Source organism: Pseudofulvibacter geojedonensis (genome assembly GCF_042675745.1).
GTDB lineage: Bacteria > Bacteroidota > Bacteroidia > Flavobacteriales > Flavobacteriaceae > Pseudofulvibacter > Pseudofulvibacter geojedonensis.
This window is the reverse complement of record NZ_JBHTJM010000003.1, coordinates 116,226-140,017: the sequence shown is the minus strand read 5'-3', so window position 1 is coordinate 140,017 and position 23,792 is coordinate 116,226. Positions and strand designations below refer to the sequence as shown.

The 23,792-nt window shown below is 29.9% G+C and carries 18 protein-coding genes and 1 tRNA gene; 9 read left to right on the top strand and 10 right to left on the bottom strand.

Annotated elements, in window-relative coordinates; genetic code table 11:
• Positions 1–272: 272 nt before the first annotated feature.
• Positions 273–953, bottom strand: coding sequence for a DUF4294 domain-containing protein (locus tag ACFQ1O_RS03735; RefSeq protein ID WP_377713480.1), 681 nt, complete (start codon positions 951–953; stop codon positions 273–275).
• A gap of 128 nt (positions 954–1,081) precedes the next feature.
• On the opposite strand from ACFQ1O_RS03735, the gene ACFQ1O_RS03730 reads away from it, so the two are divergent.
• On the top strand, positions 1,082–2,173 hold the full coding sequence (locus ACFQ1O_RS03730) for a M42 family metallopeptidase (RefSeq protein WP_377713478.1): 1,092 nt from the start codon (positions 1,082–1,084) through the stop codon (positions 2,171–2,173).
• Between the two features lie 34 nt (positions 2,174–2,207).
• On the opposite strand, the gene ACFQ1O_RS03725 is transcribed toward ACFQ1O_RS03730, so the two are convergent.
• The 6 genes from ACFQ1O_RS03725 to ACFQ1O_RS03700 form a co-directional block, all read right to left on the bottom strand.
• Entirely contained in the window at positions 2,208–2,369 is a 162-nt protein-coding gene (locus ACFQ1O_RS03725) for a hypothetical protein (RefSeq protein ID WP_377713476.1), read from the bottom strand.
• A 65-nt stretch (positions 2,370–2,434) separates the two neighbouring features.
• Positions 2,435–3,424 (bottom strand): hemagglutinin protein, encoded by a 990-nt coding sequence (locus ACFQ1O_RS03720; protein ID WP_377713474.1) that lies wholly within the window; start codon positions 3,422–3,424, stop codon positions 2,435–2,437.
• 8 nt (positions 3,425–3,432) lie between these two features.
• On the bottom strand, positions 3,433–4,767 hold the full coding sequence (locus tag ACFQ1O_RS03715) for a hypothetical protein (protein ID WP_377713472.1): 1,335 nt from the start codon (positions 4,765–4,767) through the stop codon (positions 3,433–3,435).
• 159 nt (positions 4,768–4,926) lie between these two features.
• Complete coding sequence (locus ACFQ1O_RS03710) at positions 4,927–5,913, bottom strand: hypothetical protein (RefSeq protein WP_377713470.1); 987 nt, start codon at positions 5,911–5,913, stop codon at positions 4,927–4,929.
• A gap of 71 nt (positions 5,914–5,984) precedes the next feature.
• Positions 5,985–8,417: a hemagluttinin family protein gene (locus ACFQ1O_RS03705; protein WP_377713468.1), complete on the bottom strand. Its 2,433-nt coding sequence runs from the start codon at positions 8,415–8,417 to the stop codon at positions 5,985–5,987.
• Between the two features lie 50 nt (positions 8,418–8,467).
• Complete coding sequence (locus ACFQ1O_RS03700; RefSeq protein WP_377713466.1) at positions 8,468–9,016, bottom strand: hypothetical protein; 549 nt, start codon at positions 9,014–9,016, stop codon at positions 8,468–8,470.
• Between the two features lie 735 nt (positions 9,017–9,751).
• Here ACFQ1O_RS03700 and ACFQ1O_RS03695 point away from each other — a divergent pair.
• From ACFQ1O_RS03695 to ACFQ1O_RS03675, 5 genes are read left to right on the top strand one after another with little or no spacing between them, the layout of a single operon-like run.
• A complete protein-coding gene (locus ACFQ1O_RS03695) occupies positions 9,752–12,793 on the top strand; it encodes a glycosyltransferase family 117 protein (protein WP_377713464.1) in 3,042 nt (1,013 codons plus the stop codon).
• Position 12,794: 1 nt separating this feature from the next.
• A complete protein-coding gene (locus ACFQ1O_RS03690; protein ID WP_377713462.1) occupies positions 12,795–13,571 on the top strand; it encodes a class I SAM-dependent methyltransferase in 777 nt (258 codons plus the stop codon).
• A 22-nt stretch (positions 13,572–13,593) separates the two neighbouring features.
• Positions 13,594–14,949 carry a hypothetical protein gene (locus ACFQ1O_RS03685; protein ID WP_377713460.1) on the top strand — a complete coding sequence of 452 codons (1,356 nt, stop codon included), beginning with the start codon at positions 13,594–13,596 and terminating at the stop codon, positions 14,947–14,949.
• A gap of 9 nt (positions 14,950–14,958) precedes the next feature.
• Positions 14,959–16,836 (top strand): hypothetical protein, encoded by a 1,878-nt coding sequence (locus tag ACFQ1O_RS03680; RefSeq protein ID WP_377713458.1) that lies wholly within the window; start codon positions 14,959–14,961, stop codon positions 16,834–16,836.
• Positions 16,826–17,548 (top strand): glycosyltransferase family 2 protein, encoded by a 723-nt coding sequence (locus ACFQ1O_RS03675; protein WP_377713456.1) that lies wholly within the window; start codon positions 16,826–16,828, stop codon positions 17,546–17,548. Before ACFQ1O_RS03680 ends, ACFQ1O_RS03675 begins: the two co-directional genes overlap by 11 nt.
• 4 nt (positions 17,549–17,552) lie before the next feature.
• Here ACFQ1O_RS03675 and acs read toward each other — a convergent pair whose 3' ends face one another.
• Positions 17,553–19,448 carry an acetate--CoA ligase gene (gene acs, locus ACFQ1O_RS03670; protein WP_377713454.1) on the bottom strand — a complete coding sequence of 632 codons (1,896 nt, stop codon included), beginning with the start codon at positions 19,446–19,448 and terminating at the stop codon, positions 17,553–17,555.
• Positions 19,449–19,464: 16 nt separating this feature from the next.
• A complete protein-coding gene (locus tag ACFQ1O_RS03665) occupies positions 19,465–19,977 on the bottom strand; it encodes an adenine phosphoribosyltransferase (protein ID WP_377713489.1) in 513 nt (170 codons plus the stop codon).
• Positions 19,978–20,051: 74 nt separating this feature from the next.
• Between ACFQ1O_RS03665 and ACFQ1O_RS03660 the strand changes: the two genes are divergently transcribed.
• From ACFQ1O_RS03660 to ACFQ1O_RS03650, 3 genes are all read left to right on the top strand, one after another.
• Positions 20,052–20,125, top strand: a tRNA-Arg gene (locus tag ACFQ1O_RS03660).
• A gap of 273 nt (positions 20,126–20,398) precedes the next feature.
• Complete coding sequence (locus tag ACFQ1O_RS03655) at positions 20,399–20,923, top strand: DUF4365 domain-containing protein (RefSeq protein ID WP_377713452.1); 525 nt, start codon at positions 20,399–20,401, stop codon at positions 20,921–20,923.
• Between the two features lie 2 nt (positions 20,924–20,925).
• Positions 20,926–22,017, top strand: coding sequence for a hypothetical protein (locus tag ACFQ1O_RS03650; protein ID WP_377713450.1), 1,092 nt, complete (start codon positions 20,926–20,928; stop codon positions 22,015–22,017).
• A 421-nt stretch (positions 22,018–22,438) separates the two neighbouring features.
• Here the strand turns inward: ACFQ1O_RS03650 and kynU are convergent, their stop codons facing one another.
• Complete coding sequence (gene kynU / locus ACFQ1O_RS03645; protein ID WP_377713448.1) at positions 22,439–23,734, bottom strand: kynureninase; 1,296 nt, start codon at positions 23,732–23,734, stop codon at positions 22,439–22,441.
• Between the last annotated feature and the right edge of the window lie 58 nt (positions 23,735–23,792).

Genomic DNA, 23,792 nt, shown 5'->3' with positions numbered 1-23,792 from the left:
CATACAACCTTTTTTAATTCTGCAAAGCTTTTTTAAAACTTTTTTCGAAAAACTTTTCTCTAACTATTTTAATGAACATCAGCCTACCCAACTCCTTATAATCCCTTGCCGTAAGCGGGTGCAAATATACTACCTTTCTTTTCTTCTGAACAAGAAAAAACAAAAGTTTTTTTAATAAATTTTTAGTGTATCAAACAAACTAATTAAACCTGAGTCTTTTAGCTGTTTAAAAAAGGGAAATAAATTTATAAAGTTTTACTGAACTATGCAAATTATTTTGTCGTTTTATCAAACCACTTATCTGACAACTCGAAATAATCGTAGTCTAAAGCATGTGGTTGCTTCTCTAAAACTCCATCCATAAAAGAACGCATTAGTATATCTTCTATATAAAAATCTTCATGTGATGTACTTGGACTATACTCTTCTTTTAATGATATACTAAACATATTGGCTGTAGAGTTATACCAGAATGCCCTCCACCCGCTTCTTAATTCTTTAACCAAGGCGAATGCTGTTTTGCCAGTTTGGCGATGAATTAGTTTAATTAATATCTGCCCTTCTGTTCTAGTAAACTTTTTCAGCTTGGCAGAAAACTCTTCTTCAATATATTTTTGAACCTTTTTTGTATAGCGTTTTTTAGCACGCTTACCTTTTATATGTTTCAACTCTTCATTTAATTCGGTAAGCTTATCGGCAGCCATTTTTGCATATGGATATACTTTACGTACTTTCCTTCTTAATATAAGATACTTGATTCTATCTTGTTTATCTGCAAACCTTATTTTTTTAAGAACTACTACATCATCTAAATTAACAGCATGATTATATATAGAGTCTCCTTTAACAATAAACACTTCTTTATTTAGGGTATCTTTTTCTTCTATACTTTCATTCTGACTAAATGAAAGTATAGAGAATAACATTATATATATATATGGTATGTATCTCATTCTACTCTTTAAAATCTTAACCACTAAAATCATTCCAAAATTACACAATTAAGTTGTAAGTATACTAAAGAATAATTGCATGATACATTCAAAAATTACTACATTTAACTTTTAATTAAATAAAGACAATGGCGAAGAAAAAATCTATATTAAATAAAAAGTCGATGGTATTTCTAGAAAAATACCTCAACAACGCAGCTCCAACTGGATACGAATGGGAAGGTCAGAAAATCTGGATGGATTATTTAAAACCTTATGTTGATACTTTTATAACTGATACTTACGGAACCGCAGTTGGTGTTATTAATCCGGAAGCTCCATATAAGGTAGTTATAGAAGGGCATGCCGATGAAATTTCTTGGTATGTAAACTATATATCTGATAACGGCTTGTTATATGTTATTAGAAATGGTGGGAGTGACCACCAAATAGCTCCTAGTAAAATCGTAAACATCCATACTAAGAAAGGAATCGTAAAAGGTGTTTTTGGGTGGCCTGCTATACATACTAGAAACAGAGCTAAAGAAGAAGCTCCAAAACCAGACAATATTTTTATTGATGTTGGATGTAAAACCAAAGAAGAAGTTGAAAAACTAGGTATTCATGTAGGTTGTGTGATTACTTATCCGGATGAATTTCATGTTTTAAACAAGGATAAGTTTGTATGTAGAGCTTTAGATAACAGAATGGGAGGATTTATGATTGCCGAAGTAGCTCGTTTATTGCATGAGAACAAAAAGAAATTACCTTTTGGACTTTACATTACCAACTCTGTTCAAGAAGAAATTGGGTTGAGAGGTGCTGAAATGATTACTCATACCATTCAACCAAACGCTGCTATTGTAACAGATGTAACTCATGACACTACTACTCCTATGATTGAAAAGAAGAAGGAAGGTCATTTAGAAATGGGTGCAGGACCTGTTGTTGCATACGCACCTGCTGTACAACAAAAATTACGAGATTTAATTACTGATACTGCCGAAGAAAAGAAAATACCTTTTCAGAGGTCTGCTCTATCAAGAGCTACAGGTACAGACACTGATGCTTTTGCTTATAGTAACGGAGGAGTTGCCTCTGCATTAATTTCTTTACCATTGCGCTATATGCATACAACAGTAGAAATGGTTCATAGAAACGATGTTGAGAATGTTATCAAGCTAATTTATGAGACCCTACTTAAGATAGAAGACGGTGAAGATTTTTCTTATTTTAAGTAAAACCTATATAACTATAATCAAAAAAAGCAGTGAACTATTCTTCACTGCTTTTTTGTTGATTTATTTTTACAATTAAATCTTTTAACCTTTTTTTACGTTGTTCTTTTTCTTCTCGAAGCTTATTCAACTTACGATTCATAAGCTTCGTATGTTTCTTTTTATTTTTAGTGTTTTTTTCTCTTCCTTTTTTTGCCATGAATCGAAAACTATAAAAACATATGTTTATTTAAAACAATATGAACAGTAAATTGATAAGATTGTTTAATTTTCAGGTAATTGTTCAGTTATAGTAAACAAATTAGAAGGCGAAACCTGATTAGTTGGATGAGCTAAAACAGCATCTTTAACAGTATTTGCATCGTTACCTGATCCTTGGTATTTTACAGCTCCATCTAAATTAACATCAGCTGTATGATAACCCTGTGATGTATATAAATTACTATTGGTTGTATTTCCAGTTTCTGATAGAACTTTATCTTTTATAGAATTGGTATCATTTCCTGACCCCAAATATTTAACTGTATTATCTGAATTAGCATTACCACTCCACATAGCAATAATTCCGTTTGGAATACCATGAGTAGTTTGTGCATTGTTTCCATAAGTTATCTGATTATTTGCTTCAGTAAAATTTAATATAGTTACTGTATCTGATAAAGCTATTGCATTAGAACTCATTATACCCAAATGATTACGATGCTTAATCGCTACAAAATAATTATTTGCAGAAGTTATAAAATTTAAGGGAGAGACTCCATCAACTCCTACTATATCTCCATCTCTTTGCAACAAGGCTGATTTACCATGTAAAACTGAAGTATTGTCGTTTTTATCTCTTAGCTCAACAAAAACCCAATCTACTATTGCATTAGCTCCTGTAACAGTAAATACATTAGGATTGCATGTTAAACCATCTGAATAAGGTGAAGTTGTTGGTATATAGTTCGCAACACGAAGATCATCTCTCATTAAACTTTCCTCTCCGCTATTTGGACTTAACAACGCTCCTTGTAAAAAAGCAGTAATCCCTATATTTACTGACAACAAAACCTCTCCTTGTTGGAAACCTTGAGTTAATAAAGTATTTCCATCTGTAATACTCGATACAACCACCTCTCCAACAGTATAATCTAAAATTACTGTAGAATTATCTGTTAGAGTAGCTCCTGCCCCTCCTATTACCTGACGCTCTAGACTTTGACTAAAACCTAAAAAGCTTGTGAGCAATAAAACTATTAAACCTTTTTTCATAATAGAATTTACTTTTTCAATAAGTTTTCTACTAAGCTTTTAAGTTGCTTTACCTCTGCCTCTAACTTAGATATTTTATTTTTCATATCTTTTTCTTTAGAACTAGCTGCAGCAGTAGAAACCATATTTTCTGCATATTTAGCTCTAAGAGCATACGGAACACTTACAAATTGAGTTGTCCCCATTTCTGTAAAAGTATCTCCTCCTGTAACATCAATATGCACTTTTAAATAGTGATTTCCTGCTCCCCAATCTACTGCTGAAAAAGTTCCAGACAGCACACTTCCAGATCCAATTTTAAAGTTCACCATTCCTAAAGAAGAAGTAGTAACATTATGGCTTTCACTATAAACCAATGTTCCTGTTGAAGATCCTTGATGAATATCCATCTTAAAATTAACTGCTTGATTAGCTAACACATTACCATTTGCCGCTCTAACCACAGATTGATAATTTAAAAGTTCAGGAACAGAGTTGGCACCAGACTCTACAAAAGCCAATGCTTTCCATTCTGAACCAGTCCAACTATAATACCCTTTTAAATCTGTATTATATATCAGCATTCCTTCATGCCCTGTTCCTAGGTTTCCTGCTAAAGTAGTTGCTTGACTTGTATTTAACTTATTCATTAAAAACCCCTTAGACGTGCTACCTAGTTGTAGTGAAGCATTACTATCTGGATTATTTTTTTCGATTCCTACACTACCACTTGCTGCTAAAAAAAGTGTATTAGTAGGAGCTCCTGGTTTAATTCTTAAAGGTAATTTACTTCCATTAGTCACGTCTCTGATAAAAAAATTAGCTTCATTACCTGCCAAATCCCAAGTTTGAGGCGTCCATCCGTTTGAGCCATTCTGTTCCAGACGAAGACCTGGCGTATTACCATCTGTAACTTGTAATTGAAGTGCAGGGTTTGATGTACCAAGCCCTACATTTCCTCCTGATTTTACATATATAGCATTATTACCTGAACCTGCTTCTAATTTGAAAGGTACTGTTGTTGCTGTAGCATCATCTATAGAAAAATAATTTGAACCTCCGTTTCCTGAATCATTTATAGTTATTCTCCAATCGTTTGACGGGAAAGAAGCTGATGTAGAAGTATCATCAAAATGAATTCTTAAATTATCTTCTTTAAACCTCATCGTATCAAAACCAAAATTTTCTCCATTAGTAGATCCTGTACCTACGGCAATACTTCCTTGAACAATTAAGTCATCTGTAATAACTTGGTCTTGAATTTGATTTTCTACTTCTGAGCTTTGAACTTCTTGATCATTCTGTGCGCCAGATTGTTTGCTAATAAAAAAAGCAACAGCAATAAATACTATCTTTTTAAACATGTTTTTTATATTGAGTAATTTTGGCGCAAAAGTATTCAATTACATCAATTATAATAAACTATTTATTCACTTTTTTAAACTGAAAACTACAATAACAATTGTGAGCTTGTATATTTATCAACTTAAACCAATACTTTGTTTAATTAACTTTTAAAGTTTTTATTTTTTAAACAATGACTTTACAGTAATCATATTTAACGGAAATTCTAGCATTACATGTAAAACACTTAAAAAAACTGACATTACTAAGCCTAATCTATAATTGTATATATAGCAACATAAAATCGTTAACCATACTAAAGCAATACCTATTGACTTACGTTTAGTTAATTGTTTATGCCACCCAATTATTGTAGTTTTTGAAAACCAATTTAAGTAATGATACATATAAGCAAAAGAAATAAAAATTTGAATTTTGAGATCTATTTTCTCATAGAAGAAGAACCCAAGATCTTTATAAACCCCAAACAACTTAGCCAAGTTTGCATTTAAATAATGAAAACTGTTACTAGTATAGGTATTTTTGACAAAATCAGAAAAATGATAATTAAAAACATCTGTATCAATCCAAAATAGTGATAATGGAAGAAGTATCATTAAACCTATATTTACAATTCCTATTTTGTTTTTATTGAAGCCATAAATCATAAAAAATATAGTAAATATATATACGTGTATAATGGTTGGTAGCAATACACCATTTAGTAACATGTACAAATCTGATTTTAACGCAAAAATTGAAAACATAAGGGTGACTAACAAACTAATTATTAAAGCTTTGTTTTTATTTGTAAACACAAATAAAAAGGATGTGATAAATATAAAAAACATTATATCATTATTATAAACACTTAATTTTACCGTTAGTATCTCTAATATTTCATTAGCAAAAAAACTTTTAACATAAGAAAGACTACATATATATGGTATAGAGTATATTAATGCACCTACAACAACTATATATTTCCAATAATTATTAGCTACAAAATAATTTTTATTTACTATCCAATTAGTTTCTGTTAAATAATGGAGTGGTCCTAATACTGCATAACCTATTAAAAATAACTCAAAAGGAAGTAAACATGCTAATATGAATGATATCAGAATCAAACATAAATTAATTTTATCTATAAATTTTTCTTTCATGGATTCAAAATAGTTCAAAAAAAGCCATACATTTCTGTATAGCTTTTTATTGTTGATTTTAAATTGTTTGACTATTCTACTATCATCTTTTTAGTATCAATTTTTTTACCTCCTAAATACAAGGTATAATAATACATTCCAGAACTATAATCTGAAGCATTGACATAGATTTCATTTTTTCCTTTTTTGGTCAACTCTATCGTTTTTATTATTTGCCCTACTCCATTACTAAAAACTACATGTGCACTTTCAGATGTGTAAGGGATATAGTAACCTATAGCAGAAGTCCCGTCAAAAGGGTTAGGTATATTTTGGTGTAATACCGGTCCCATTCTACCTGCTTCAAACTCAGAAACTGGCAACGGATTACAAGCACAATTCTCAAGGGTTGTAACTCTATTTTCTAAATCAGCAATTAACGGTGCTATATCTACAGATACTGAAGAACCGTTTTGAATATCTATTTGAAGTACAGAACCTGTTAAAGTTGCAGATGTTAAGTTCTGAGCATCTGTATTTACATAGCCAGACAAATCTACAGTATTTGTTCCTCCAGAAATACTCAATGTGTTAGTAGCTAATGATAATTCTTGATTATCTGTTCCTGTACCATCTTGTAAAACAGATAAATCTACCCCTGTACCATTAGATATATCTAATGTAGTTCCTGACAAAGAAAGATTTTGACTATCTGTACCAGTCCCATCTTGTAAAGAAGATAAATCAACACCTGTACCACCGCTAATATTTAATGTGGTTCCTGATAAAGATAAATTTTGGGCATCTGTGTTATCTAAATACCCTGATAAATCTACTGTTGAAGCATTTCCTGTTATACTTAATATATTTGAAGCAACGGAAATAGCTTGTGCATCTGTATTATCAAGGTAAGCCGATAAATCAACTGATCCTCCATTTGTCAAACTTAACGTATTTGTTGCAAGAGATAAATCTTGTGTATCTGTATTCATCATACCTTTCCATTCAGTTCCATCCCAATAATAAGAACTATCTGTTTCAGTATCATAAACTACCATACCTTCATCTGAAACTGCTAAAGAGGCTCCAAAAGTAGTACGCTGTGCTGTAGTCAAACGATTTAAATGTAAACCTTTAGCTGATCCTGTTAAATCTAAAGATGCTTTTGCATTAGGTGCATCTGTACCAATACCAACACTTAATGGATTTGTAGCCCCTCCAAGAACCATTGTATTGTCATTTACTGCAGTAGCTGAGTTACCTATTGCTACTGCATTTGTTCCTTGTACATTTGCAGAAACACCAATTGCAATGTTATTAGTTGGATCTAAAGCACTCGGATCTGTAGAAGATGCTTGATACCCAATAACAATAGCCCCATCATTAGATGCTACAGTTGTAGAACCAACTGCAATTGCAAACTGATTATCAATATCAACAGAACGCCCAATACCGACAACATCATTTTCCTCAATGTCTACTCTATCACCAATACCTACAGAGTAATCAGCTAGATTGGTCATGTTCCCTAAATACCCCATCATAATAGAATAATCACCTCGAATATCGTGATTAATACCCATAGAAATAGAATATTGCCCATCAATAAACGAGTTATTTCCAAACCCCATAACATTGTTATTACTTGCTGTAATATCATATCCAAAAAACATGGTATTTGAACGATTGGTATTATCAAAATCTGCTAAAGATCCCATACCAACATTATATTGCCCTTCACGATTTGTAAAACCAGTAGAGAAACCTACATAGGTATTGTGGTTTGCATTTGATGTATTGTTTGTTCTGTTATTATCCCAACCTGCTTGGGCCCCAATGAACGTATTATAATCTGCCCATTCTGTTGCTACTCCAGCAGCTGCTCCTACAAATGTATTGTAAATACCATCTCCAACATCAATACCAGCAGAGTCTCCAAAAGCAGAGTTATGATGCCCATCATCTACATCACTTAAAGATTCACTACCAACACCTGTATTACGGTATCCTACATCTGAAGAAATACCTACCTCGTTTCCAACGAATGTTTGCTTATACCCAGTGGTATTACTAAAACCTGCATCTTCTCCTATAAAAGTGTTTTCATAACCTGTAGTATTGTTGGCTCCAGATTCTTCTCCAACAAATGTATTGTCATATCCCGTTGTATTGTTTTCTCCAGACTCTGCACCAATGAATGTGTTGTCACCACCAGTTACAGTTAGTCTTCCAGCTTCGTAACCAATAAAAGTATTATCGAAACCTGTGGTATTAGAATATCCTGCAAGATATCCAATTGCAACAAGCTCACTTGTTGTAACACTGCGTCCTGCTGAATACCCCAAAAGTGTTACTCTTGAGCCTGAGGTAATAAAACTACCTGTACTATCACCATAGAATGTATTGAAGTCTCCAGAGGAAATATTTACTCCGGAGCCTGTCCCCATCGTTTCATTAAGTGTTTGTGCATGTCCCCCCATAACAGTCAAAAAACAGACACAAAAGAATAGTAAAATTGTTTTCATTTTAATCGCTTTTTAGTTAGTAATTGTTTTTCTCTTTAAAGAATTATATTTTATCTAGTAAACTTGGCTTGTTGCACCAATATTACATTTGAATTAATTAAATTATTTTTTGATTTATTTTTTACTTTTTTAGACAACACTATTTTAAGATATACCTGTCTTGTATTTGTAAATCTTAATGTAGAAAATGTAATTTTTCCATCTAACTCAAAGGTACTATATAGAGTGTCTTTAATTAAAACAGCCATAAACTCTAAACCATTGGAATCTTCAATAACATAGAACCCCTTTTCTTCATCAATGATTTTTAGTTTATATTTTTTAATTTCTTTTTTACCGCCACTTATAAACGTTAACTGATAAATAAACTCATCTTTTTTTTCATCAGATTCAAACAAAGAAAATTCAGTTGGTATGTTAGACAGAGTATCTAGATTATCGGAGATATTTAAATTACCAAAATACTCTCCTGTGTATTCATAGGGAAATGCTATAGGAGTGGGAAATTCATCGTCAACCCTTTTTTCTTTTTCAGGCCCTTGACAAAACACAAAACTGACATGTAAGAAGAAAAATGCTAAACTTATAATTTTTTTCATGTAATTTAAACTATAAAAAACAGCGCAATTTAACATTTTTATATTATTTATAACAAAATATAATCAAGTATTTTTTAACAACTTAATATGTAAAATCCTACAATAAATTTAATCATTTTTCTTTTTGTGTTTTATAATCGTAAAAAAAGCTTTACTTGTATATTTTAAACGACATAAACCTAATTTATAATAACATTTGATGTTGGTTTTCTCATTCTAAATCAATTTGCCTTGAAGATATATTGTCATTTCTTATCATTAGGTCTCATTTTACCCAAATTAATGAACTTACAATTTAGGAATTAAACACAAAATTTCTAATTAAAAAACTATTTCATGATTCTAACAATGAAAATGATAAATCTTACAAAGCAAATGATATATTAATAATATGTTGCTTTAATCTATTAACATTTAAAAAAAAGATTAGAGTTAAGTAAATCATAAATAAGTGTAGAAACAGCTTAAAAAAATCCTCAAAATCAACTTTAATTATATTTGAATTTTAGAGCAAAATTTTATAGCCATTGATTAAAAAAATAATTAATTTCAATTATTTTAGTCAAGATCTTAACCAAGAAATAACCAAACATTTTTAGTTTTGTTAAACAATAACATTTTTTCTATAGTAGAATTTAACAATAAGTTTAACTTAGTTTTTTTTTTAATAATTAATGAGCTTTTAGAGTTTACAATTAACTTAAAATCAATTTTAAACTACCATAAATCATTTTGATGTCAAAAACAGAAAAAATTACTTCATTAGCTTTATTTATAATTGTATTTGTAATTTATGCCTATTGTGCACCAAGTACAATTAGTTTTTGGGATAGTCCTGAGTTTATTACAACTAGTAATAACTTACAAGCTTCTCACCCCCCTGGATCACCATTATATAGTATCTTTTGTGCTTTTGTATTGCTTTTTTTTCCTGCTACCAAAGCTGCAGTAATTAGTAATTTAGTTTCTAGTTTTTTTGGTGCATTAACTGTTTCTGTAGTATTCCATATTACTTACTTTATAAGTGATAAAATATCTAATTACCCAACTAATCTTATTTCTATTTTCTCTGGCCTTTTAGGTGCTCTGAGTTTAGGCTTTTGTACTAGTTTTTGGATAGCCTCAACAGAAGCTGAAGTATATACATTATCTTTTTTTCTATTATCTATTTTAATTTACATTGCTCTAAAATGGGAAGCTACTACCTCAAAAAAATTAGAATATAAACTACAACTGCTTTTTACTTTATTATTGGGTCTAGCTTTAGGTGTACACCTAATTACCTTATCGGTAATTATTCCTTTGTCTATTTTATTTACCAAGAAAAAATACGGGTTAACTTTTAAAACTTTTTCCTTATCCGTTATCAGCAGTACATTATTATTCTTTTTTATTTATAGTTTTTTTATTCAAGGGTTAATAAAACTAGCTGCAAAACTAGATTTTTTACTAGTGAACTCTTTTGGCCTGTTTATGAATTCAGGTATTATTTTAACTTTAACATTTTTAGTTTTATTTATTGGATTCCTTTTAGTTTTCTCATATAAGAAAAACAAGTTTATCTTATATCATACAACATTGGCTAGTGTATTTTTTTTAATTGGTTTTTCTAGTTATTTAATGCCATTAGTTAGATCTAACGGAGAAAGCTTAGTAGCTAACGGAACATATAACAGTCATCGTTTACTAGACTATATAAAAGGGAATCAATTTGGAATAAGTAACATACCCTTAATTAAAGGATATACTTACAATGCCCCTCTAAATACTAGTAATCCTTTCTCTAACATTGATCCTATTTACAACTATGATACAGCTTCGAAAAAATACCAACTAGCACATAATGGAAAATTTAAAACGGTTAATCATCCATCTGAATTCTCTATGTTTTTCCCTAGATTATACGATTCTAAAAGTAGTGAATTATACAAAGCTTGGATTCCCATAAAGGGAGAAGAAATTCTTTATCCAGTAAATGACAAAGAGGAACGTTTTATAAAACCTACCTTTAAAGAAAATTTACATTTTTTCTTTCATTATCAGGTGTATTGGCTTAACTTAAGATATCTATTCTGGAACTTTATAGGAAGACAAAACAATCATCACGGTCTAGGATATGTAGAACAAGGTAACTGGATTAGTGGTTTCAATTTTATTGATAAAAAGTTAATTGGAGATAAAAATTTTATTCCTAGTTACTATAAAAACGACAAAACCAATGATACTTACTACTTTATACCTTTTGTACTGGGTATACTGGGTTTATTTACATTGCTAAAGAACAAACCTTATTTTTGGGTTACTTTATTAACTTTTTTGGCTTTTGGCATAGGGATAACTTTATACATTAATCCTCCACCAACCAGTTTATTAGTTAGAGAACGAGATTACATCTTTATTGGTTCGTTTGTTGTTTTTTCGGTTTGGATTGGTTTATCTATGAATTTTATCTACTCGTTATTATCTAAACTTTTAAACAAAGAAAATATAATTACCTTAACAGGATTTATTCTTTTACTTTTAGCTCCTATACAAATGCTTTCTAAAGGTTGGAATAACCATCAAAGAAAACAAGATGATTTTGCTTATAAATTAGCAAAGTCTTACTTAGACTCATGCCCATTACAATCAATTTTAATTACTAACGGAGATAATATGTCTTTTCCGCTTTGGTATTTGCAGTATGTTGAAAAATACAGAACTGACATAAGAGTCATTAATTACGATCAATTAAACTTAGACAACAACATCAATAACCTGTCTAAGCAAATATTAACCTCTAAACCAATTAAAATTGATTTAAAAGAAAAACTATATTTAAATGGAATTGACAAACTAGTTCCTTTTAACGAAGATACTAAACAGCCAGTAGAGTTAGATTTATTATTTGCTTTTTTGAATAATGACAAAACAAAAATAAACTGGAACGGGCAAATGAAAAATTATGTCCCTTCTCAAATTTTTAAATATAATATATCTAATCGTAGACAAATAGAGGATAGCTTAATTTCTAAAAAATATTATTCATCAACACCAACCAATCAAATCACTTGGCAACTTCCTAAAACTTTTTATGGACTCAATGATCTAGTTGTTTTAAATATTATTCAGAACAACTTTGATTCCAGAAAAATATTGTTTTTAGATAATAGTAAAAAAAATCACTTCGTTGGATTAGAAAAATTCTTAATTAAAAAAGGTCTTGTTTATGAATTGTCTGGTATAAAAAGAAATGGAGAAAAGTTAAATCCTAAAATTATTGATACCAAAGAGACTTATAAAATATTAATTGAAGACTCTCCATTTACTAATATAAATAATAGCGCCTTTATTAGTTATGAAAACAAGTTGTATTCTGAAACGATTTTAAGACAAAACTATTATTTCTTGGCACAAGCTTTATTTGAAGAAAATCAAATAGATAAAGCGTATAAAACATTAAAAACTTGTGAAAACATATTTCCAAATAGATTAATACCCTACAAACAATATGCTTTCGGAATAGGAAAACTATATTTAAGAATGGGGTTTAAAAAAGAAGGTACTATAATTTGCAATACAGCCATATCAAACATTTATAATGAATTGAAATGGATAACTTCTTTTAATCCTCAAAATCCAATTATAAACGTTAGACATGCCGAAAAAAAATACCGCATGTTACTACAAATGCTAAAGCAAACAGAGACATTAAAATTAAACGCTATTCCTAAAACAGAATTAGCTACCTTTACTAAGAGTTTTACAATTTGGAAAAAAACTAACTGGCCCTATTAAAATGAATTTCTTATTTTCTACAGAAGTTACCTCTTCTAAAATAAAATCTGACAATGCCCTTTACCAAAGAACATTTAAAGCATATGAAATTGTTTCTACGCTAATCAATGGAAATGTATTAGAAATAGGTTGTGGAGAAGGTTATGCTATAGAGCTATTAAAGCAAAAAGCAACGAGTTTAACACTTGTTGACAAGTCTAAATCTTCATTACAAAAAATAAAAAAAACACACCCAAATTTAACTATTTACCAGAGTAGAATTCCACCTTTAATTCAAATTAAAGATAATACTTTTGATAGTGTTATATCTTTTCAAGTTATAGAACACATAAAAGATTACAACTCTTATCTAAAAGAAATAAAACGTGTTTTAAAACCAGGAGGAAAAGCATATTTAACAACACCCAATAAAATTCATACCATTGCTAGAAACCCATGGCACTACAAAGAATTTTCTAAAGATGAGTTAGAAACAATAACAAAAAAACACTTTAATCAAATATCTATTTTAGGTATTGAAGGAAGTATAAAAACAGAACAATATTATTTCAACAACAAAAAGAACGTTTCAAAAATTCTTAAGTTAGACGTGTTTAATATTCACAAAATTTTACCTAGGTGGTGCTTAATTCTACCTTACGAGTTTTTTAATAGGCTGAATAGAAAAAAACTTTATAAGACTAATGAAAATTTAGTAAACATCATCTCTAGTCAAGATTATAGCTTGGCGGACTATTCAACTAAATCTTTAGATTTATTTTGTGTTTTACAAAAATAATAATCAACTGTAGTTAGCTCTTATGGAATTTTCTTTTAAGTCTATTATCGCAATTTCAATTTGGCTAAACGTGTTAGTTCTATTTGCACAAGAAAATAATGACTTAACTAATGTTTTTAAAAATTGTTTAATATCTGATAGGGTTAACAATTTAAAACGATTAAATCCAATTGAAATTATTGAATTTGACGAAACTAACAATCGCATAAAAACTAATTACTCACAACTCTACAAATTAAAACTAAAAGCAACATCAAATAAAAGTTGGTTCATCACTCAAGGGGAAGAAGGTTCTAATATAGCAGAAATATTAGAGGTTGATACATTGTTAGGTTGGATTACTCTAGGAAAAACCTACCAAGGTGTACTGAACTTAGATATTGGAGAAAGAATAGAATTTTTTAATCCTTTCATTAATTATGAGATCATTAATAATAGACCTCTTTTTAAAAGTTACCCTAATTACATAGACAACAATAGAATTGGCTACATACAGACTGGAGGAATTATAAAGCGTTCATCTACAGACTATGTTTTACTAACACCAGTTGTATTTAGGGCGCATAAGAGCCGTTCTGTATATTTCGCTACAAGTTCCAATTTAACCGACTGGAATTTTAACTACACTCCTTTAGTTAGTAGTAAGCAAATAGGTTTTGCAAAACCAAATGGTAACGTATTTAGCACAGGAAATCCTTTACAACTTAAAAATGGTAATTATCTAGTACTACTAGGAGTAGAACTTGAAAATGGTAATTACTCGTCCTGCTACATGTTAATTGATGAAAACTTACATATAATTCAACCACCAAAACAAATTAAATTAAAAGGTTGGTATGAAGAGGGTACTAATAGTTTTCCGTTATCTATTACTTATTTTAACGGTTTATATCGTTTGTTATTACATAAACGGGATAATAATGTTTTAGAAACAGAGATTTATGAATATACATCCCAAAACATTATATCATTACTAGATAAAGGTTCTCAAATAGAATCCATTAATAAAATTCATTCAGCTAAAAAAGAAACTGGTTACCTACATGGAAAAGCAGATGATGCAAGTTATTTAATTTATAAAAACAACTTATACATTTTGATTGGCAGTGAAGAATCCCCTTCCGAATATCTCACTTCATTAAATAGAGAATATGGATTAATGAATCTAAAAAACAATACTTGGTTACATGATAAAAGAAGTCCAATAATAGTTAATCCCATTAATTTAAACCATAAATATCCAGAATACGATTGGTGTAATGATCATCTCGGCGGTTTTATTTCTCCTATCATTCACAATGACTACTTATATATTTTTCTGAGCTTTGGAACTGACAATCCAGATTATTTAATTTCAGGCATCAAAGTCAAAATATAATTTAATATTGTGTTAAAAAGTAAATTACATAAGTTAATTGAGTCTATTTTATTAAAATATAAAATAGACAAGTTAGTTAGAAGCTTCTCCTCAAAATATATTTACCTACTAACTATTTTCGTAACTTTCTGTATTATTTATCCAAATATTTTTGACAAAAAAGTTAGTGTCTATGGAGATAATCTAAATTATTATATTTTAGGTAGTTCTATTGCAAACGGTACTGGTTACAAAAACATACAGCATCAAAAATCAGATGCACATATTCACTATCCTCCTGGATATCCAGCAATTGTAGCAAGTATTATAACAATATTTTCAGATAACATTATTGTAATAAAAGCCTTTAACGGATTTTTATTATTGAGTTCTGTTCTTTTATTGTTTTCCATTATCAAAAAAATAACTAATAGTGAACCTGTTGCTTTTATTTCTTGTCTAGTTACTTTATTTAACTACTTTATTCTTAGCTACTCAACTATAATGATGAGTGAAATTTCTTATATTTTTTTTTCATTATTAGCATTATGGCTTGTTTTAAAAATAGATCTCTCAAAGCCTATTTTTAAAAATTATCATTTCATTTTACTTATAATTATTGCTACCTGTACTTTTTACATTCGTTCTATTGGTTTAACACTTGTATTAAGTACAACTCTTTATTTTATACTCAAAAATAAATGGAGTTATTCAATTGCCTTTGTCATAGGTTTTATTACACTTTATTCACCTTGGCTAATTAGAAATAGTTTTTTACCTAAAAACTCCTATTTGCATCAAGTAGCATTAAAGAACCCTTACCATCCTGAGTTAGGGAAAGTAAATTTTAATGATTTATTTGATAGATTTTCAGTAAATATTGAAAGGTATATCTCCAAAGAAATACCCTCTGGAATTGTACATACAAAAGAAGTTTTGTATAACACTCCAGCATCTTTTTTAAGCTGGATAATAGGGATTGTAGTTATTGGGGTTTGCTCCTTTGCACTGTACAAGCTAAGACATAAAAATATACATATTACTCTTTACATATTGTTTTTTAGTGGACTACTATTAATATGGCCACATGTTTGGTATGGTGTTCGGTTTTTAGTTCCTATTATACCATTAGTTATTTTTCTTTTGGTGTTTGGGTTTATTGACATTTTAAAAATAATTTACAGAACTTTTCTTTCCTCACATAAAAAAAATCTAAGCCTTTTAACATTTGTATTAATAATAACTTGCTGGGGGATAAATTACAGCTACCATTCTGTTTCAAAACTAAAACATCAAGTAAAAATAGATTACCCTAACAATTATAAAAATTACTTTTCAATTGCAAAATGGGTAAATAAAAATACAGATTCCAACTCAGTAACTTGTGTACGAAAAAAAGCTCTTTTCTTTTTGTTTTCGGGTAAGCATGTAACCAATTATAAAAACACAACAAATAAAGAAGAACAAATAGAATATTTAAAAAGTAAAAATGTAGATTATGTTGTTGTAGAACAACTGGGGTACTCATCTACTTCAAAATATTTGGTTCCTGTAATAGACCGCTATCCAGAAAAATTTAAAATCATTAAAGAATTAAAAAATCCTAACACTTATCTCATGAAATTTTCACCCGATTTAGGTTATTGGGGTGAATGGAAAAATGAAAAAAGAAATGGCTATGGAGTTTATAATTGGGAAGACGGGCAAAAATATATTGGAGAATGGAAAGATAACCTAAGGCATGGCAAAGGAAAGGTTATTTTTAAAAATGGGGAGCTAATATTGGGTAAATGGATCAATGGGAAACTCAACGGAGAAACAATTAAAAAGGACAGTAATGGTATTATTATTGAAAAAAGTCTTTATCTAAACAATCAAAAAATAAAAAGTATTAAAAATGATTACTAAACTAACCATTTTAATCCCATTATATAATGAAGAAACTACTATATTAACTATTTTAAACCAAGTAACAAGCGTTACTTTAACAAATAAAATAGATAAAGAAATAATTGTTATTGATGACAAATCTACTGATAAATCAAAGAGCTTAGTAGAACAGTTTATAAAAAAAAATACAAACTCCAACATCAAATTATTTTCACATCTTGAGAATATGGGGAAAGGAGCCTGTTTACATACGGGAATTTCAAAAGCTTCTGGAGAATATTTAATAATTCAAGATGCAGATTTAGAATACTACCCAGAAGAGTATAACCTACTTTTAAATCCGGTTTTAAAAAACCAAGCAGATGTAGTTTATGGTTCTAGATTTATGGGTAAACAACCCAAAAGGATTTTATATTTTTGGCACTATCAAGGAAATAAATTTCTAACTTTTTTATCTAATTTATCAACCAATCTGAATTTAACAGACATGGAAACTTGTTATAAATTATTTAAAACAGAAATCATTCAATCCGTACCATTAAATGAAAAACGCTTTGGATTTGAACCAGAGATAACTGCAAAAATTGCTCGTATTAAACATCTTCGCTTATATGAAGTAGGAATATCTTATCACGGAAGATTCTATCACGAAGGAAAGAAAATTGGATGGAAAGACGGATTTAGAGCTATTTATTGTATCATAAAGTATGGTTTTTTAAAAATGAGTTAACCTTCTACAAACTGTTTTCTATGATATTTTTTACCACTTCAGGGTTTAACAGCGTAGACGTATCTCCTAAATTATCAAAATCATTAGCTGCTATTTTACGCAAGATACGACGCATAATTTTTCCACTTCTCGTTTTTGGCAAGCCTGTTACAAATTGAATTTTATCACATTTTGCTATTGGTCCTATTTTATCTGAAATCAACTGATTAATCTGATTTTTCAAATCGTCATTTTTATTAGCTTTATCATAAACAATTACATAAGCGTATAAAGCATTTCCTTTTACACTATGAGGGTACCCAACAATAGCACTTTCTACTACTTGTTCATGTTCATTAATGGCGTCTTCTATAGGTGCAGTTCCTAAATTATGTCCCGATACAATAACGACATCGTCTACTCTACCAGTTATTCTATAATTTCCTTTAGTATCTCTCAGTGCTCCATCTCCTGGAAAATACATATTTTTAAATGTTGAGAAATATACATTCTTATAACGCTCATGGTTACCATAAATAGTTCTAGCAATACTAGGCCATGGAAACTTAATTGCTAAACGTCCTGTTGCTACTACCTCTTTAATTTCAACACCTTCTGAATCTAGCAATACTGGTTGAATACCCGGCAGAGGCAATGTTGCATAGGTTGGCTTATCTTGGGTTACCCCCGCTAAAGAAGATAACATTATACCTCCAGTTTCTGTTTGCCACCAAGTATCTACAATTGGACAATTATTTTTACCTACATACTTATCATACCAATGCCAAGCTTCTTCATTAATTGGTTCTCCTACTGTACCTAAAACTTTTAAACTAGACAAATCATATTTTTCAACCAATCCAACAGGATGCTTTGCTAAAGCTCTAATAGCAGTTGGAGCTGTATAAAACTGATTTATTTTGTGTTTTTCGCATACTTGCCAAAATCGTCCAAAATCTGGATAACTCGGCACACCTTCAAACATAACAGTTGTAGCTCCATTTAATAAAGGACCATATACAATATAACTATGTCCAGTAATCCATCCTATATCTGCAGTGCACCAGTAAATATCATTTTCTTGATATTGAAAAACATTTAAAAAAGAATAGGCCGTATAAACCATATACCCACCACAGGTATGTACCATTCCTTTTGGTTGACCTGTAGAACCCGAAGTATACAATATAAATAACATATCTTCGGCATTCATTTCTACTGCTTCGAATTTATTGTTTACTTTACTTAATTCTTCATGCCACCAAACCTGATTTTTATTTAAAGACACATTTAAATTACATCTGTTTAATACTATCGTTTTTTCTATTGATTCACATTTCTTTAAAGCCTCATCTGCTATTTGTTTTAATGGAGTTACTTTGCTTCCTCTATATCCAGCATCAGCAGTTAATAAAACTTTACAAGAAGCATCGTTAATCCTTGCTGCTAAAGCTGAAGCAGAAAATCCAGCAAAAACTACAGAATGTACAGCCCCAATCCTTGCACAAGCTAAAACAGCTATTGCTAATTCAGGTAGCATTGGCATGTACAAACACACTCGGTCTCCTTTCTCAACACCATTATTTCTTAAAACATTTGCAAACTGGCAAACTCTAGAATGCAACTCTTTATAAGTTATATGTTGAGCTTTTTCATTTAGGTCATTAGGTTCAAAAAGTATTGCTGTTTTATCTCCTCTTTCTGCTAAGTGTCTATCTAAACAGTTTTCTGTAATGTTTAATTTAGCTCCTTCAAACCATTTTACTTCTGGTTTTGTAAAATCCCAATCAAGAGTTTTATCCCATTTTTTTCTCCATACGAAGTTGTTGGCTACTTCAGACCAAAACCCTTCGGGGTCTTCAATACTTTTTTGATAGGTTTCTTTATATTGCTGATAGGTTTTTATTCTAAGGTTATGCATTGGTTGGTATATTTATCTAATAGTTTAAAACAGCTTCTATATGATGAGGGACTAATTTTTCTTCTCCCTTTAAAAAATCTAATTTCATAATAAAATTGCACTGCACAATTTTACCTCCTTTACTTTGAATTAAATCGCAAGCAGCTTTTGCTGTTCCTCCAGTAGCTAGTACATCATCGTGTAATAAAACATTATCTCCTTGCTGTATAGCATCTGTATGCATTTCAAGTTCATCTTCTCCGTATTCTAATCCGTATTTTTGAGAAACTGTGCTATATGGTAATTTTCCCTTTTTACGTAACGGAACAAAACCTGCATTTAATTGATCGGCTAATGCCATGCCAAAGAAAAAACCTCTAGACTCGATACCAACTACCTTGTCTATTTTTAAATTTTTACACTTATTGTATAATTTTTCTAGCATTAATTTTCTAGCTTCTGAATTGTTTAATAAAGGTGTAATATCCTTAAAGAGAATTCCTTCCGTAGGAAAGTCTTGAACATCTCTTATATAATCTTGTATATTTATCATTTACCAAAAATAATTATTTTGATTTATCTTTGTAGAACTAATAAAAAGAAATATATTTGCAACCGCAAAACGGCCTCGTAGCATAACTGAATAGTGCACTTGATTACGGCTCAAGAGGTTGCAGGTTTGAATCCTGCCGAGGTCACAAAGTATTACCCTAAACAAACCCTAACACACTATTGTTAGGGTTTTTTATTACTCTAATAAGAGATTCAAAACCTGAAAACAACAAAACCATAAAACGCTACAATTCAACAACTTAAATATTTACATCTGTTTAAATATCATTAAAAATATCCCACCATTACCCCAATGTTTTTTAGTGGGGTAATTAAAATGTAATATTTAAGCTTCAAAAATTGTTCTTTTTTTATCACATTTTATATATTGTTTGCATAATTATTATATTAACACAATAATGACTGAAGAACAAATCAAAGAAGAGCTATCTAATAACTTTATTGGAATTATAGCTTCTTATTCGAAATATAAGATTACAAAACCTACTGATACCGGTGGAGTTGATTTTTCAATCACCTATGATGTTACTTATGATAAAGATGGAGATGGATCCACAAGGTATATTCAATCTGGGGATTATATTGAAGTTCAACTTAAAGCTACTACAGATTCTTCTGTAATTGTCAATAGTTCACATATTAAATACGATTTAGAAGCTAAGACTTATAATGATTTAATTATGAGAAAAAAGTTAGCTAATGCACCTCTTTTCTTAATATTGTTCATACTTCCAATAAACAGAAATGATTGGGTAGAAGTAAGAAATGAAGAAATTTCATTAAAAAAATACGCCTATTGGTTTATACCAGATGATGACGCAAAAAAAACAGATAACACTAGTCGAATAAGAATTTCTATTCCAGTAAAAAATAAAGTAGATTTAAATACTATTGAAGATTGGTTTAAAAATAAAAAACATTAGTAATGACAAATTCTGAAATACTAGTCAATTTTTTAACTAATAGAGGTTGGACACTTGAAGGAAAAAACCCTATGTTTTTTTTATTAAAGCCTAATATAGATTTCTCTTTTCCAGAAAACTATCTATTTAAGATACCTCATAATTATGAGACTATTGACTTTGATTCCTTTTATAACAAATCATTAGAAATTATTTCAGAAATCTACGATCTTAAACACGATGATTTAATAAAGATTATTGAGCAAGGTTCTGAAATATTATCACTTAGAATAGTTGATTCTTTTACAGAAGATGGAAGTATTTCTCTTCAAAGATTTGAAAAATTTTTAGAAAAAATAAAAGGCATATTATCATCTACAGCTTCATTCGTTATAAATAAAGACCCTCTTTTTTCAAAAAGTTCAATTGAAGTAGAACAATATATTAACCATTGCAATTTTTTACAAACGGAAAAAGGAAGCTTTATTTCTAAAATTAATTTACCTACAAATACTTTACTTGTAAACAATAGCCTGTTCGAAGAAGATGCTATATATGCTAGTGATGTTAATAATAGAATTAAAAACACTATATCGTATTTAAACCATGAAATATTTAGCAATAAAGACATCATGGTTGATTACAACTACATACAAGAAAATAGGCAATTCATTAACTTAAAACTACTTAAGCAGTATTATGAATTTTATACAAAAGTTGAGATTCAAAATATTGAATTTTCATTTGATAATATTGAATACTCAGATAAAATATTAGTAAACGATATGAATGGTTACAAACTAAGTCGATTAGACTCGTTTATTAACCAAGTTGATGAAATTCTAAACGCAGACAGTAATATATCAGTAGTTGGAAAAATTATATCATTAAGTTCTAGAAATCCTGACGGAACAACAAATTCTATTAAGGTTTCAGGTGTTACTGATGACGGAGAATTAAAACCTATAGTTATTACGGCCAATTTAACCAGTGAAGATTACCGAAAGGCTCTAGAATTTCATGGAGAAAAAACTCGAATCAGGCTAACTGGTTTAGCTAAAAAAGAAAAGACATATTATAAATATTTAAGATTAGATAGCTTTGAAAATGTTTAGAGCCTAATTCTTATCAAACTCACTAATAACTAAAGAAACACGTAGTATATTAATTTTCATTATCAATCTAAATCTATTATTTTTAAACACATGAACTAGTTTACCCCAACAAAACCCCACTAAAAAAAAACAAATAACTGATTTTCAATGTGTTAAAAATTATGAAATATTTCTGCCGAGGTCACAACAAAAAACCCTTTATAACATATTAGTTATGAAGGGTTTTTATTTTTTATACTTTTGAGTATGTCACTTTTTAACGAAACTCTCTACGTGGTTTAATGACAATATACAAAATAGTGTTCTTCTGATAAAAGCTCTTTAGCATTAATCTTATCAGAATATAAAATTGTTAGTTAAGATTTTTTCTACAAAAAATACAGTATAAGTAGGTTCATTTTGTAAGTTTGTTAGACAACAACTACCAAACTTCGTGTCTTACCGCTATTTTATCTACTGCTTCTTTAAGTAATGTTCCTATTCTATATATATCTTCATATGAAGTATAAAAAGGCACTGGAGCCATTCTTATAACATTTGGTTCTCTCCAATCTGCTATTACTCCATTTTCTTCTAAATATTCAAAGATTGCACGCCCGTCTTCACTAAAAAATATAGATATTTGACAAGCTCTTTTAGGGTATTTTGGCGTGATTACCCTCATTTCTACAGGAGTTACCTTGTTAACTTCTTCTACAACAAAATCTAAGTAGGCCGTAATTTTATCTCTCTTTCTAATCAACGATTCCATTCCTACTTTATCAAACATTAATAAAGAAGCATAATAAGGAACCATAGATAAGATTGGTATATTACTTAATTGCCAACCGTCTGCGGAGGTTTCTGGTTCAAAATATGGTTTCATTAAAAACCTTGTTTCCTTTTTATTTCCCCACCATCCTGCTAATCTAATCATAGAAGCATCTTGATGGTAACGTTCACTTACATACACTCCCGAAATACTTCCTGGACCTGAATTCATATACTTATAAGAACACCACGCTGCAAAATCTACATTCCAACTATTCAGTTCTAAAGAAATATTTCCAGCAGCATGAGCTAGATCCCATCCTACTTTTGCTCCAACAGCCTGACCTGCTTTGGTTATTTTTTCAATATCCATTACTTGTCCTAAATAGTAATGCACTCCGCCCATAAAGACTAAAGCTAAACTATCTCCTAACTCTTCTATTTTATTTAAAATAGTTTCAGTTCTTATCTCAAAACCTTCTTCATTATAAGGTATTACTTCAATAACATCCTTTGGGTCTAAACCATGCCATTTAACCTGACTTTCTAGTATATACTGATCTGAAGGGAATGCCTTTTCTTCACATAATATTTTAAATCGCTTAACTGTTGGCCTATAAAAAGAGGCTAATAGTAAATGAAGATTTACCGAAAGAGTATTCATTACAGTAACTTCTTCTGGTTTTGCCCCAACTATTTTAGCCAAAGGCTCTTTAAATTTTTCATGATATGTCGACCAAGGATTATCGCCTTTAAAATGCCCATCTACAGCTAACTCTCCCCAACTATCTAAAACTTCATCTACATACTTCTTAGTATTCTTAGGCTGTAAACCTAAAGAATGGCCAGCCATATATATACATTTCTCTCCTCTCTTTTTAGGAAAAATAAAATTTGATTGAAAAGCATTGAGCTTGTCTTGCCTGTCTAATTTTTGGGCAAATAATAAGGTGTTTTTAAAATTCATGAATAGTAAAAAAATTAAAAAAAAATCACATAAATTAGAACCCTTATTATTATATAAG

Coding starts and splice junctions, on each gene's coding strand:
- ACFQ1O_RS03735 (WP_377713480.1), bottom strand. CDS start 953: ATGAGATACATACCATATATATATATAATGTTATTCTCTATACTTTCA.
- ACFQ1O_RS03730 (WP_377713478.1), top strand. CDS start 1,082: ATGGCGAAGAAAAAATCTATATTAAATAAAAAGTCGATGGTATTTCTA.
- ACFQ1O_RS03725 (WP_377713476.1), bottom strand. CDS start 2,369: ATGGCAAAAAAAGGAAGAGAAAAAAACACTAAAAATAAAAAGAAACAT.
- ACFQ1O_RS03720 (WP_377713474.1), bottom strand. CDS start 3,424: ATGAAAAAAGGTTTAATAGTTTTATTGCTCACAAGCTTTTTAGGTTTT.
- ACFQ1O_RS03715 (WP_377713472.1), bottom strand. CDS start 4,767: ATGTTTAAAAAGATAGTATTTATTGCTGTTGCTTTTTTTATTAGCAAA.
- ACFQ1O_RS03710 (WP_377713470.1), bottom strand. CDS start 5,913: ATGAAAGAAAAATTTATAGATAAAATTAATTTATGTTTGATTCTGATA.
- ACFQ1O_RS03705 (WP_377713468.1), bottom strand. CDS start 8,417: ATGAAAACAATTTTACTATTCTTTTGTGTCTGTTTTTTGACTGTTATG.
- ACFQ1O_RS03700 (WP_377713466.1), bottom strand. CDS start 9,016: ATGAAAAAAATTATAAGTTTAGCATTTTTCTTCTTACATGTCAGTTTT.
- ACFQ1O_RS03695 (WP_377713464.1), top strand. CDS start 9,752: ATGTCAAAAACAGAAAAAATTACTTCATTAGCTTTATTTATAATTGTA.
- ACFQ1O_RS03690 (WP_377713462.1), top strand. CDS start 12,795: ATGAATTTCTTATTTTCTACAGAAGTTACCTCTTCTAAAATAAAATCT.
- ACFQ1O_RS03685 (WP_377713460.1), top strand. CDS start 13,594: ATGGAATTTTCTTTTAAGTCTATTATCGCAATTTCAATTTGGCTAAAC.
- ACFQ1O_RS03675 (WP_377713456.1), top strand. CDS start 16,826: ATGATTACTAAACTAACCATTTTAATCCCATTATATAATGAAGAAACT.
- acs (WP_377713454.1), bottom strand. CDS start 19,448: ATGCATAACCTTAGAATAAAAACCTATCAGCAATATAAAGAAACCTAT.
- ACFQ1O_RS03655 (WP_377713452.1), top strand. CDS start 20,399: ATGACTGAAGAACAAATCAAAGAAGAGCTATCTAATAACTTTATTGGA.
- ACFQ1O_RS03650 (WP_377713450.1), top strand. CDS start 20,926: ATGACAAATTCTGAAATACTAGTCAATTTTTTAACTAATAGAGGTTGG.
- kynU (WP_377713448.1), bottom strand. CDS start 23,734: ATGAATTTTAAAAACACCTTATTATTTGCCCAAAAATTAGACAGGCAA.